Genomic DNA, 12,279 nt, shown 5'->3' on the forward strand with positions numbered 1-12,279 from the left:
CCCGATGCACGACGCCGAAGTCCGGGACCTGTTGGCGAAAGAAGAGATTCGTCAACTGCCCTACCGTTACGCCGCCGCGATCGAGACGCGGGACGTCGGTGCGATGGCCGAATTGTTCGTCCCGCACGCCCGGTTCGGCGAGCACGGTGAAGGTCGCGAGGCGCTCCACCGGCTGATGTCGGCCAGTGTCGACGCGAGCGTGTTCGCGGTCATCCTTATCGCTAACCACCTCGTCGAGCTGGACGCCGACGACCGCGCTCACGGGCAGGTCTGGGCCCAGTGCTTTGCGCAGACCCACGCCGAGGGGTTTGTCGAACAGCTCATCAAGTACGAAGATCGCTACGAGCGACACTACGGGCGTTGGCTTTTCCTGCACCGGAGGCATCGCCTGTTCTACGGCGTGAGCCGCCGGTCGTCGCCCCTGACACAAGAAGCCGCATCCTGGCCACGAAAGCAGACCGGCGTCGGTGACCTGCCGCTGACCGATCCGGTCTTCACGGCTTGGTGGCAGAGCAAAGCCGACGGGGAAACGCGTCCGTGAGCGCCCACCGCCGCTTAGCCGAGGGGCTGTCCTTCCCCGAAAGCCCGGTCGTCTACGACGACGGTTCCGTCGTGGTCTCGGAGATGGCGGCCGGCAGGATCACCCGCGTCCGCCCGGACGGCGTCACCGAGACGGTGGCCGAAACCGGCGGCGGCCCCAACGGGGTGGCGCGGCTTCCGGACGGTCGGCTGGTGGTCTGCCAGAACGGCGGTTCCACTTTCGGCCTCGGCGCGTGGCCGTACGACTTCGCCGGCTGCGCAACACTTTTCCGGCCGGTGGGGCCGCCCGACCACCCCGTCGTTCCCGCGCTGCAACTGGTCGAAGCCGATGGTCAGGTCAGCACCCTGTTCACCGAATTCGTCACGCGCTCCGGCAGCACGGTGCCGCTGATGCGGCCCAGCGACATCTGCGTTGACGGCGACGGGGGCTTCTATGTCACCGACGGCGGAGCCACGCGCGACCGCAATCGAAGCATGACGGGGCTGCTCTACGGCACCGTCGACGGCATGCTGCGCGAGATCGTCTACCCACTAGAGATGCCCAACGGGGTGGCCCTGTCGCCGGATGGGACGTTGCTCTACGTGGCCGAGACGCGCACGCGCCGGATCTGGGAATTCACGCTCGACGGGCCCGGCGCGGTGTCCCGGGCGCGCGGTCTGGCAACGGTGCCCAGTGGTGGTCCGCTGAATATCGGAGGCGCCGATGGCCTCTGCGTGGACGCGGCCGGCAGGATCCTGGTCGCGACACTCGGGACCGGCGGTCTCACCGTCATCTCCCCGACCGGCGAACTCTTGGGCACGATCTCCGCCGACGACCCGATGACGACCAACGTCGCACTAAGCCGCGATGGCGAGACGTTGTTCATGACGCTCGCCTCGTCGGGACGACTGGTCATGGTGGAGAACTGGCGCGAACACATGGGCGCCGCGCAGGCGTCGCCGTGAAGCTGGTCCGGCGCCGGCTGCGTTCGCCGTTCGCTCCCACCGGCAAATCACTGGTGATATCGGCGGCGATCGTCCCGACTGCCATTGGCTCAGCCCTGATCTCAGCACTGACCGCCTGGGCTCTGCCGACCGGTGCGGCGCTCCGCGAACACCACGTGATGTTGGTCAATATCGTCGCAGGGCTTTGCTATTCGGGCATTGCCCTGCCGCTGGCCGGACTATGTGGGTACATCTTGTTGAGCCTGCCGGCGGGGGCAAGCGATGCCACCGCGCGCCGCGTCGTCCTGGCCATCCCGATGAGGATGGCCGTGATCCATGGAACCGTATGGTCTGCGGCGGCCGTCGTTTTCGTGCTCACGAATTTCGATACACCTTGGCTGGCCGCAACCCTCGGAGTGTCGATTCTGCTCGGAGCCATCGTGACAACCGCACTGTCCTATTGGATGTGCAGGATTGCGCTGCGGCCGGTTGCGGCCAGGCTGCTCACCGAAGACCCGCCGACACGGCCGCGGGGGCCCGGTCTGCGGCTGCGCGCGGTGAGCGCCTGGGTGATCGGAACGGGCGTTCCGGCGCTGATGGTCATGCTCGTCGCCGCAAGCGCCCTCTTCGTCGAGTACTCGGCGCATCGGCTGGCGCTGGTTGTCCTCGTCCTTGGGGGCTGCACAATGGCCTGTGGCCTGGTGGTCGCCGCATTCAACGCGTCATCCATCGCCGATCCCATCGACGAGGTCAGGGACGGCATGCAACGGGTGCAGCGCGGCGAATTCGACGTGTCCGTAGCCGTTTTCGACGCCTCCGAGCTCGGCCTGTTACAGGCGGGCTTCAACACGATGGCGACCGGACTGCGTGAACGAGAACGGCTCCGCGACTTGTTCGGCCGCCACGTCGGCAAGGACGTGGCTCGGTTGGCCGAGCAACTGGCCGCCGCCGGTGACCAGATCGAGATGGGCGGAGTCAACCGCGACGTGGCGGTGTTGTTCGTGGACCTGGTCGGCTCGACACGACTGGCCACCACACTGGAGCCAGCCGAGTTGCTGGCGACGCTCAACGACTTCTTCACGATGGTCGTGAACGCGGTCGAAGCGAATCGAGGCTTTGTCAACAAGTTCGAGGGGGACGCGGCGCTGGCGGTCTTCGGCGCTCCCCTCGACGACGATGACAGGGCCTCGCATGCACTGGCGACGGCGCGTGAACTCAACAGGTTCCTGAATCCGCCAGGGGCACCGATCAGTGCCGGCATCGGAGTGTCGGCCGGCATGGCGGTGGCCGGCAACGTCGGCCACCCGGGCCGTTACGAGTACACGGTGATTGGCGACCCGGTCAACGAGGCGGCAAGGCTCACCGAGGTCGCCAAGCTCTCGGTCGGCGTCGCCGCGTCGGCCGCGGCACTGGTCATGGCCGGCCAGGAGGAGTCACGGCGGTGGCGAGTCGTCGACTCCAAAGTGCTACGCGGCCGAGCCGATTCGACCGACATCGCCGTCCCCGTCGACTGACGTTCAGGGGCCTGAAGCTGCTCAGACCTTACGGGCCTTCTGCTCCTCCATCTTGTTCATGAAGGCCGCGAGGCCGACGCCGCCGTGGTCGGCCATGACCTCGTCGTAGTCGTAATCGGGCGCGTTACCGCCGTTAGGGCGCCACCCGGCATCCGCGGTACAGGATTTGAAGCCGTCCTCGGGGAAGGCGTACCAGCGCCGCGTGTTGAGTTCGACGATCTTGGCGGCCTCCTCGTCGGGCACGTCCGCGAGCATCTCCTCGGCGCGCGCCCGACTCTTGGGCCAGAACGAGTCGGAGTGCGGATAGTCGCATTCCCAGGTGATGTTGTCGATTCCAATCTGGTGGCGCATCGACATTCCCACCTCGTCCTCGATGAAGCATCCAGAGATGTTGCGCCGGAACAACTCCGACGGTGCCACCGTGGGGTGGATGTTTTGGTAGAACTTGTGCTTGCGCCAGACGTAATCCGCGCGCTCGACGAGGTACGGCATCCAGCCGACGCCGCCCTCGGAGAACGCGACTTTGAGGTTCGGGTGCTTGTGAAACACCGGCGAGAAGATGAGCTCGGTCGCCGCGGCCATGGACGTGGTGCCCATCAAGGTGATCATCACCGCGAAGGGTGCCTCGGGTGCGGTCTGGGGTGGGAATCCGCCACTGCCGAAATGCATCACCGCGGTCAGGTTGGTCTCTTCGAGCGCCGACCACACCGGCTCCCAATACGCGGTGTGGTAGCTGGGCAGCTTCAGGTTGGTCGGGTTATCCGGCAGTCCGATCGCCCGCGCCCCTTTGGCCGCCACCCGCTCGATCTCGGCGACGATCAACGCCTGATCCCAGAGCGGCGTGATCGCCATCGGGATGAACCGGGCCGGGTCGGTGGCGCACCATTGGTCGAGTGAGAAGTCGTTCCACGCCTGGACGGACAGCTGCGCGAGTTCCTTGTCCTCGCCTTCCAGGAAAACGGTGCCACAGAAGCGCGGGAAGGACGGAAAGCACAGCATGGCGTGCACGCCGTCGATGTCCATGTCCGCCAGTCGGGCTTTCGGGTCGTAACACCCGGGGATCATGTCGGCGTAGCGGATCGGATCAACGCCGAACTCCTCCGGTGACTTACCGGCGACAGCATTCAGTCCGATGTTCGGATACGGCCTGCCCTCGTAAACCCACTGCTGCACAGGCGGAGCACCCTCGCGCGGAAAATCGACGATGCGGGGACCGTCGTCCAGGAATTTCTTCGGCAGCCTGTCCGCCCAGACCTGCGGTGGCTCGATCAGGTGGTCGTCGACGGACAGGAGTTTCATCGAAGGTTGCAGCGGCATTGTGGGCGTCGTCTCTCGAAGTCGTGCGATACGGTACAAGTGAACAGATTGTGACTAGTTGACTATAGCCCCGATCCTGGCCAGAGCTCAAACGATCAGAGCGCATCGAGGAGGACCATGACAGAACCCGAAACCCCACCGTCGCGCATCCCACACGACGATTGGGCGGACCAGGACCTGCTCACCAAAGGCGAGGCGGCCGAACGCCTCGCCGCCGAAATCGCCGAGGTCACTGCCAAACTCGACGCGTCGGACGGCAAGGACGAGACGCAGATGCGACGACTCAAGGGGCTCCAAGAGGCCTATAAGCACCTGACCGGCGACCAGCAGGGCTGAGTGGGCGCGCTCAGGTCCGCGGCAAGCCGAGCACCCGCTGGGCGACGATGTTGCGCTGGATCTGGGCCGTTCCGCCATAGATGCCGGCGGCCCGCGACCACACGTAGATGTCCCATTCCAGGCCTTCGGTGAGCAGCGGGCCACTGGCCGACAGATCCATCATGGCGCGGGCGAAGAACTGGTCGGCACGCGTCATGAGCAGCTTGTCGACCGACCCCTCGGGCCCGGGAAGCTTTCCGTTTTGACGCTCCGTGAGCGACCGTAAAACCTTGATCTGCAGCGCGCGCAGCTCCACGTAGGCCTGCCCGAGCCGGGCCCGGGCCGACGGCGAGTCTTCGAGCCACCCGACGCGAACGTCGTCCTCGAGGCGCCGTAGCTGCGTCTTGAGCCGGCCGATCCAGTTGATGTCGCTGGGACCGCGCTCGTAGGCGAGCAGCTGGTTGGCAATGGACCAGCCCTCCCCCCGCCCGCCGAGCAGGTTGCTCGCAGGTACGTCCACATCGTCGAAAGTGATCTCGGTGAACTCGCGGTTGCGCGCGGCGTTCACGATGGGACGCACTTCGATGCCGGGCGTCGACATGGGCACCAGCAACACGGAAATGCCGGCGTGCTTCGGTGCGTTCGGCTCGGTGCGGCACAGCAGGAAGCACCAGTCGGCAACCGCACCGAAGCTCGTCCAGATCTTGCGGCCGTTGACGCGAAACATCTCACGCCCGTCGGTGTCGATGAAATCGGCCCGGGTCTTGAGGCCGGCGAGGTCGGACCCGGCCTCGGGTTCGGAGAACCCTTGACACCAGCGCACCCGGCCCGACAACAGCCCGGGCAGCATCGTGTCGCGCTGCTCGTCGGTTCCGAACAGGCGTAACGCGTTGCTGAGGTGACCGACGCCCTCGATGGGCGCGGCGCCGGCCCGACCGAGCTCGTCGTTGAGGATCGCCTCGTAGACCGGCGCCTTGCCATGCCCCCCATACTCGACGGGAAAGGACAACCCGATGTAGCCGGCTTCGTAAAGCGTTTGGTGCCACGCGTTTTGCGCGTCAGCCCGCGCCGCCGGGTCGTCGGGAATCGCGGCGTCGGCGGCGTGCTCGGACAGCCACTGCCTGAGCTCGGCGCGGAACTGCGCTTCGGGTGCACTGTCGTTGAAGTCCATGGCTAGGCGAGTTCCCGGTTCGCCAGCCGCAGCGCGGCGATGGCCTCGTAGTGCACCGTCTCGTCGCCGAACAACCGCCGGTCCAACAGCGCCCGACGCAGCCGCAGGTGTGAAACGTGCTCCCAGGTGATCGCGATGCCGCCGAAGACCTGAACCGTGGTCTCCACCACCTCCCGGCCCGCGGCCGACGCGTATGCCTTGGCCGTCATCGCCGCCAGCCGCGCCTCGTCGGCCGGCGCGTGGTCGATCGCCCACGCGGCGTGCCAGAGGCAACTCCGGGCGCCTTCGACTTGCACCAGAGCATCGGCGAGCAGATGACCCACGGCCTGAAACGAGCCGATCTTGACGCCGAATTGAGCCCGCTCGCCCGCGTAGCGGACCGCGTCGTCCAGGGCACCCTGCATGATGCCGACCAGGTCGGCGGCGACGGCGGTCATGGCCAACGACTCCACCCGCCGCCACCGTTCGTCATCGATGGCCTCGCCGGTCACCACGCCCGATGCGACCGAATCGGCTGGCAAACAATGGAATTCACGGGTCAGGTCCAGTCCGCGAGGGTCGGCGCCGCACAGTGGTGCGCACACAAGCCGACGTTGTCCGTCCGTGCGGGCGGTCAGAAGTCCGTGGGTGGCGCCCGCGGCGTCGAATGCCACCCCAGGTCGGTGAGCCGAGCCGAAACCCATCAGGTCGGGGCCCAGTACCGGCGCCAGCCGAAGGCTGCCTTCCGCGATGAGCTCCAGTTCCTTCTCGGCTCCGGCCGCCTCCAGGAGCTCGGTGGCCAGCACCGCCTGGCCCGTCACCGGAACGGCGCTGAGGGTTCTCGCGAGTTCTTCGATCACGATGACGGTTTCGACGCCGCTCGCCTCGAGCCCGCACAGGCGCGGCGAACGCAACGTCGGCACACCGAGATCCACCAGGCGGCGCCACTGGGCGTCGAGCGCCTCGCCGGTCGGGATCTCGTCCGCACTGGAAACCCCCACGCTCTCCCTCAGCTGCGCGGCGGTGTCGCGGAGCAGTTGCTGCTCGTCGGTGAAAGCGATCTCCATGGTCAGCGCAGGGTCATCTCCACGCTGGTGTATCCGCGCACCGTCGCGGTGAGCACGCGTTCGCGCGCGCCGATGGCGTAGTCGGGGAACCTGTCGGCGATGTACTCGAACACCAGCTGCGCCTCCCGGCGCGCCAACCATTGCCCGAGACAGATGTGGATTCCCCACCCGAAATACACGTCGGTGCCGCGCGGCCGGTCGATGATGAAGCGGTCGGGATCGTGATAGCGCCGTTCGTCGCGGTTGGCGCTGCCCAGGAGCAGCAGCACCCAGTCGCCGGCGTCCATGGTGACGCCATGACGATCGATCGGCCGGGTCAGGGTGCGGGCCACCCAGTGGCTCGGCGTGTCGTAGCGCAGCGCCTCGTTCACCGCGGCGGGAATGAGGCTGCGGTCCTTCACGATGCGCTGCCACTCCTCGGGGTGCTCGGCGAGCGCGACGAGGCCATTGGAGATCAGCTTCTGCGTGGTTTCCGAGCCGGCGGCGGACAGGAGATTGCAGAACATCAGCACCTCGTGCGCGGTCAGGGAGCGGTGGCCGCCGGCTTCGGGGTCGTCGAACGTGGCTTGCAGCACGACGCTGATCAGGTCGTCACCCGGGTCGGTGCGGCGCCGTTCGATCAGATCACCGATGTACTGGCTGATCAGGCGGTTGGCCTCGATGGCTTTGGCCGGCATCGCGACCTGCCCTTCCTCCCGGGTGAGGAAGGCCTCCCACCAGACGCGCAGCTGCGCACGGTCGCTGTGCGGCACGCCGAGGAGATCACCGATGACGTCCGTGGGCACCGAGAACGCGAAGGCCTCCATCGCGTCGACGGTGGTACCCGGTTGCAGCCGGCCCAGGTGCGTGTGGACCACCGCCCGCAGGGCAGACTCCATGGCGGCGATCGCTTTTGGCGTGAAGAAGCCCTTGAGTACCCCGCGAATGCGGTCGTGGCGAGGCGGGTCCATCGAGATGACCGAGTACTTGCGTCCGTCGTTGTCCGGGTTCTCCGGTGCCGGACCACTCTTGGACGAGAACGTCTCCCAGTCCCGCAGAGCCCGCGACACATCGTCGAACCTGGACAGGACCCACCAGCGGTTTTCGGGATCCCGGTAGACCGGCGCCTCGTCGCGCAATCTCCGGTACACCGGGTACGGATCGTCGAAGATCGCCTTGGAGAACGGCGAATACATCAACTCGCTGGTCGCTGGCACAGCCACGACTCTATCATCGTGATGAACAATCGGACGCTGAGTGACTAATTGATCAGTTGCTCTGCGGCGTGCGTTCGATCAACTCGATCCAGTTGCCGTCGGGGTCGGTGGCCATCAGTCCCCGATTGCCGCTCTCGAAAGTCACCGTCCGTTCCGGTCGAGCACGGCCACCCATGCGCTCGATGCCTGCGACGAACGCGTTCGGGTCGTCGACGCGGAACGACAGGTGCGTGAAGCCCACCGCGTTCATCCGGCGCGGCCGGCGCTTCTCGCGTACGCCCGGCGCCGGATAACTGAGCAACTCGAGGCGAAAACCGTCGCGCTGCAGGTAGACGAGGTCCAGCACCAGCCCGGGTACACCCAGCAGCCGCGCCGTCTCGGGCCCCTCGACGCGCAGCCGACCACATTCGTCGAATCCCAATGCCAGGCAATAGAACTGGACAGACCTTTCGAGATCGCTGACGCACAGCCCGATATGGGTGAGGCGGTCACCGGAGCTCATGCGGTGTCGTCGGCGAGTTCGTCGAGCAGCGCGTTGTGTTCCCCGAGCAGGGGTGGCCGTGCGGGGCCGCCTGCCGCATTGGCGCCGAAGAGGTATGGCGTGCCCGGATAGCGGAAGGTCTCCCCCAGTTCCGGGTGCTCGACCGGCACATGAAATCCGCGGGCGGCGATGTGTTCGTTCTCGAAGGCCTCGTCGGGCGACAGCACCGCTCCGGCGGGGAATCCGCGTCGCTGGCTTTCCAGGAAGTACTCGTTGGCCGGCATCCGGGAAGCGATCAAGGTGATTGCGTCGCGGGCCGCCGTCAGTATCGCGGTGGTCTCGTCGTCGGCGCCGATCATCGCGATGTCGACCGGCTCGTCGCGAGCGGCGGCCATTTCCAAGAACACCGCCTCGGGAAGGTCGTCGGCCAGGCCGAGGTCCGCGAGCCAGTTCAGCAGGTTCGCGAATTCGGGTGGCTTGCGAGGCAGCACGCCGGTGGTGGCGTAGGCGCCGTCCGCGCATCGGACCTGGGTCGGCTGGCTCGGCGTGAAGTACGCGTGACGACCGGTCTGCCGGACGCATGTCTCGTTGTTGACCAACCAGTGGTAGGTCGTCTGTTCGGAGCTGACGTTGCAGGCGGCGTTGACGCTGACGTCGACGAGCTGACCCTCGCCGGTCTGGTCGCGGTGCGCCAGGGCCACCAGCGCTCCGATGGCGCAATACAGGCCGGCGATGTTGGCCGACTGTTCTCCGGCGCCGCGAATTGGCGGCAATGAGTGGTTGTCGTAGCCGCAGTTCCAGACCGGACCGCCGCCGGCGAGCATGGTGAGGTCGGTGACCGGTTGGTCGGCCCGCACGCTGTCGAGCCCGTAGGGGGTGACCGCCACCCAGATCAGCGACGGATGCCGGGCATCGCCGACGGGGCCGGCTCCGGAGATCACGATGTCGGCGCTGGCGATCAGCCGCCCCAGTGCGCTGGCGCCCTGCGCGGCGTCGAGATCGATGGCGACCGACCGTTTGCCCACGTTGCCGCCCCACCATCGCAGGCTTGTGTCCGGCCCAATGTTGTCGTGCGCGAACGGCGGTCGCGACCGATGTGAGGATCCGGAGGGGGGTTCGACGACGACGACCTCGGCGCCGAGTTCGGCGAGCAACCTCCCCCCGACGGGGGTGAACTGGCCGCTGATCTCGACGACGCGGAGCCCGCTCAGCGCGTTCAGATCACACCCTGCTTCGTCAATTCGTCCAACTCCTGATCGCTGCGCCCGAGCAGCCCGCCCAGCACGTCCCGGTTGTGTTCGCCCAGGCACGGCGCGGCGCGCGAAATGCCCCACGGCGAGGCCGACATTCGCAGCGGAAGCCCCTCGACGCGCACCGTCCCGATCTCGGGGTGCGTCACGGGCGGAAAGAGTCCCCACTCGGCCAGGTCCGGGTCTTCGTCGATCCGCTCCCGGGGAGACTTGACGACGCTCGCCGGAACCCCGGCCGCAACGAGTTCGCTTGCCAGCCTGGCCGCTTCGCGGGTCCGGGTGCACGCGCTGACGAGTTCGTCGATTGCGTCGGCGCCGAGCAACCGCTGCTCCAGGGTCGCGAACCGGTCGTCCGTCAAACGCGGTTCGTCGATGACTTTGGACAGCAGCGCGACGTCGCGGTCGTCGCGGCAGGCGATGGCTATCCACCGGTCCTCCCCCTGGCACGGGTAGATCCCATGCGGGGCCATCTCACCGAAGTCGGCGTGGTTACCGCCCGGGAGCCCCGGCCGGCGCGTGGGCCGCTTGTTGACGGTCCAATCCAACACCTCGGTGGGCAGCATCGTGATACCCGCCGGCACCGTGGCCAAGTCGATGTGCTCGCTCTCGCCGGTGCGTTCGCGCCGATGCACGGCCGCCAGAATCGCGACCGTCATGTAGTAGGCGGCGATGTGGTCCATGTACGAGTAGCCCCATCCCGCGGGCTCGTGGTCGGGCAGCCCGGCGGTGAAGGTCAGCCCGCTGAGTGCCTGGACGATCGGGCCCCAGGTCTTGAAGTCGCGGTACGGGCCGCTGTGGCCGAAGCCGCAGTTGGAGACGTAGATGATGTCCGGCTTGATCCGGCGCAGCTCGTCATAGCCGAAACCCATCCTGTCCAGCACGCCGGCCGCGAAGTTCTCGCAGACGATGTCGGAGACGGCGATCAGCTCACGCAGCAGCTCCTTGCCGGCCTCGAGACGCAGGTTGATGGTCACTCCGAGCTTGCCCACGTTGTGGTTGTTGAAGCCGGCGCCCAGATTCACGCCCCGGCGCTCATCGACGAACGGGCCGACGCCGCGCAGCGCATCCCACATCCCACGCGTTGCGGGATCTTCGACGCGAATGACCTCGGCGCCGAACGCCGCGAGGATCTTCGTCGCCCCGGCGCCGGCCAGTTGACCGCCCAGGTCGCACACGCGAAGGTGGGACAAACCAGCGGTCACCATGCAACAATAGAACATTATTTGTTCTGCTGCCAACGCGAACGAATGGCTCCGAACCGAAGGGTCCCTGCTCGCAGATTAACAGTCGATGTTCTATTGTTCAGTCTTATGGTGACGATCACAGCCGCCCGGTTCGACGAACCGGCGTTCTACCTCGGCGACCCGAACGCCACGTTCGCGCAGCTGCGCGAGCACGATCCGGTGCACTGGTACGACGAGGGCAAGTTTTGGGTGATCACCAAATACGATGACATCAAGAACATCTCGGCTCGACCCGAGAAGTTCAAGTCGGAGCGCATCGGGATCATGATGGACCTGATCGCGCACCGGGAGGGCCGCGACCCCCAGGGGTACGGCAACCGCGGCATCATGTTCATGGATCCGCCGGTGCACCGGGTGCACCGCAAGGCCGTTGGCGTGCGGTTTACACCGGCCGCGGTCGCCAAGATGGAGGCCCGGGTACGCCAGGTCGTCAACGATGTGCTCGACGACCTGCCGAACGGTGAATTCGACTGGATTCAACGGGTCGCCGAGCCCATCCCCGTGTATGTGTTCGCCTACCTGCTGGGAGTGCCCGAAGAAGACTGGCCCAAGGTCGCGGGCTGGGCGACCACCATCGCCAACGTCGGTGGGGGGGCCGCGAGCGATGAGGACTACGCGTTCATCTTCGAACACATCGGGCCCTATCTGATGGGCCTCGTGGCCCAACGCAAGGAGCATCCGCAGGACGATCTGCTCACGATGCTCTCCCAGGTGACCGTTGACGGGGAGCCCTTCGACGACATGCAGGTGATGATCTACGCGCTCACCTTGCTCGCCGCCGGCAGCGAGACGACACAGAGCCTGATCGCGGGAATCGCCGATTGTCTCGACTCTCATCCCGACCAATCGGCGGTGTTGTTCGCCGATCCGGGCCTCAGCGGCAACGCCGTCGAGGAGGTGCTGCGTTACTGGACGCCGGTGATGAGCATGGCCCGGCAGGCGGCCCACGACGTTCGGCTACGCGGTGCGGAGGTCAAGGAAGGCGACGGGGTGCTGCTCGCCTATGCGTCCGCGAACCGCGACCAGGACCACTGGGGCCCGACCGCCGAACAGTTCGACATCCACCGCCCCGACGCCGCCAATCACCTCGGCTTCGGAGTCGGCGAGCACTTCTGCATGGGCGCCGCCCTGGCTCGACGCGAAGCCCGTCTGCTGCTGGAGGAAGTAGCGCGGCGCGCCAAGGGGATTCACGTGGTCGGCGACCGAGTGCCCCGGGTGTCGACATTGGTGCACACGCACGACCACCTGCCTGTCGTGCTCGACTACCGCTGAGGGGCGTGC

12 protein-coding genes are annotated in these 12,279 nt (G+C 66.7%); 5 read left to right on the plus strand and 7 right to left on the minus strand.

The genetic code is table 11. The features are described from left to right. Positions 1–4: 4 nt before the first annotated feature. Genes WU80_RS00075 through WU80_RS00085 form a run of 3 tightly spaced genes read left to right on the plus strand, consistent with a single transcriptional unit; the run spans position 5 to position 2,978 of the window. Positions 5–541: a nuclear transport factor 2 family protein gene (locus WU80_RS00075; protein WP_055404289.1), complete on the plus strand. Its 537-nt coding sequence runs from the start codon at positions 5–7 to the stop codon at positions 539–541. After that, positions 538–1,485 (plus strand): SMP-30/gluconolactonase/LRE family protein, encoded by a 948-nt coding sequence (locus WU80_RS00080; RefSeq protein ID WP_231633702.1) that lies wholly within the window; start codon positions 538–540, stop codon positions 1,483–1,485. The genes WU80_RS00075 and WU80_RS00080 overlap by 4 nt, the downstream gene beginning before the upstream one ends. Continuing rightward, positions 1,482–2,978, plus strand: a complete 1,497-nt coding sequence (locus WU80_RS00085) for an adenylate/guanylate cyclase domain-containing protein (protein WP_082459924.1) — start codon at positions 1,482–1,484, stop codon at positions 2,976–2,978. Before WU80_RS00080 ends, WU80_RS00085 begins: the two co-directional genes overlap by 4 nt. Positions 2,979–2,999: 21 nt before the next feature. On the opposite strand, the gene WU80_RS00090 is transcribed toward WU80_RS00085, so the two are convergent. Continuing rightward, positions 3,000–4,295, minus strand: coding sequence for an amidohydrolase family protein (locus WU80_RS00090; protein ID WP_055404287.1), 1,296 nt, complete (start codon positions 4,293–4,295; stop codon positions 3,000–3,002). Between the two features lie 117 nt (positions 4,296–4,412). Here WU80_RS00090 and WU80_RS00095 point away from each other — a divergent pair, with 117 nt between their 5' ends. Further along, on the plus strand, positions 4,413–4,631 hold the full coding sequence (locus WU80_RS00095; RefSeq protein WP_055404285.1) for a hypothetical protein: 219 nt from the start codon (positions 4,413–4,415) through the stop codon (positions 4,629–4,631). A 10-nt stretch (positions 4,632–4,641) separates the two neighbouring features. On the opposite strand, the gene WU80_RS00100 is transcribed toward WU80_RS00095, so the two are convergent. Genes WU80_RS00100 through WU80_RS00125 form a run of 6 tightly spaced genes read right to left on the minus strand, consistent with a single transcriptional unit; the run spans position 4,642 to position 10,956 of the window. Further along, entirely contained in the window at positions 4,642–5,781 is a 1,140-nt protein-coding gene (locus WU80_RS00100; RefSeq protein ID WP_055404283.1) for an acyl-CoA dehydrogenase family protein, read from the minus strand. A gap of 2 nt (positions 5,782–5,783) precedes the next feature. Continuing rightward, positions 5,784–6,827, minus strand: a complete 1,044-nt coding sequence (locus tag WU80_RS00105; protein WP_055404281.1) for an acyl-CoA dehydrogenase family protein — start codon at positions 6,825–6,827, stop codon at positions 5,784–5,786. Between the two features lie 2 nt (positions 6,828–6,829). Beyond that, a complete protein-coding gene (locus WU80_RS00110) occupies positions 6,830–8,023 on the minus strand; it encodes a cytochrome P450 (protein ID WP_055404279.1) in 1,194 nt (397 codons plus the stop codon). Between the two features lie 52 nt (positions 8,024–8,075). Continuing rightward, positions 8,076–8,525 carry a VOC family protein gene (locus tag WU80_RS00115; RefSeq protein ID WP_055404277.1) on the minus strand — a complete coding sequence of 150 codons (450 nt, stop codon included), beginning with the start codon at positions 8,523–8,525 and terminating at the stop codon, positions 8,076–8,078. Further along, positions 8,522–9,745, minus strand: a complete 1,224-nt coding sequence (locus tag WU80_RS00120; RefSeq protein ID WP_369808475.1) for a CoA transferase — start codon at positions 9,743–9,745, stop codon at positions 8,522–8,524. Before WU80_RS00120 ends, WU80_RS00115 begins: the two co-directional genes overlap by 4 nt. Then, on the minus strand, positions 9,721–10,956 hold the full coding sequence (locus WU80_RS00125) for a CaiB/BaiF CoA-transferase family protein (RefSeq protein ID WP_055404301.1): 1,236 nt from the start codon (positions 10,954–10,956) through the stop codon (positions 9,721–9,723). The genes WU80_RS00120 and WU80_RS00125 overlap by 25 nt, the downstream gene beginning before the upstream one ends. Before the next feature lie 108 nt (positions 10,957–11,064). Between WU80_RS00125 and WU80_RS00130 the strand changes: the two genes are divergently transcribed. Beyond that, a complete protein-coding gene (locus tag WU80_RS00130; protein ID WP_055404275.1) occupies positions 11,065–12,270 on the plus strand; it encodes a cytochrome P450 in 1,206 nt (401 codons plus the stop codon). Positions 12,271–12,279 lie beyond the last annotated feature (9 nt).

The organism is Mycobacterium sp. UM_11 (genome assembly GCF_001414075.1).
Lineage (GTDB): Bacteria > Actinomycetota > Actinomycetes > Mycobacteriales > Mycobacteriaceae > Mycobacterium.

Excerpts from the sequence above, each read along its gene's own strand:
- WU80_RS00100 (WP_055404283.1), bottom strand. The coding sequence starts at position 5,781 with ATGGACTTCAACGACAGTGCACCCGAAGCGCAGTTCCGCGCCGAGCTC.
- WU80_RS00095 (WP_055404285.1), top strand. The coding sequence starts at position 4,413 with ATGACAGAACCCGAAACCCCACCGTCGCGCATCCCACACGACGATTGG.
- WU80_RS00105 (WP_055404281.1), bottom strand. The coding sequence starts at position 6,827 with ATGGAGATCGCTTTCACCGACGAGCAGCAACTGCTCCGCGACACCGCC.
- WU80_RS00090 (WP_055404287.1), bottom strand. The coding sequence starts at position 4,295 with ATGCCGCTGCAACCTTCGATGAAACTCCTGTCCGTCGACGACCACCTG.
- WU80_RS00075 (WP_055404289.1), top strand. The coding sequence starts at position 5 with ATGCACGACGCCGAAGTCCGGGACCTGTTGGCGAAAGAAGAGATTCGT.
- WU80_RS00115 (WP_055404277.1), bottom strand. The coding sequence starts at position 8,525 with ATGAGCTCCGGTGACCGCCTCACCCATATCGGGCTGTGCGTCAGCGAT.
- WU80_RS00130 (WP_055404275.1), top strand. The coding sequence starts at position 11,065 with ATGGTGACGATCACAGCCGCCCGGTTCGACGAACCGGCGTTCTACCTC.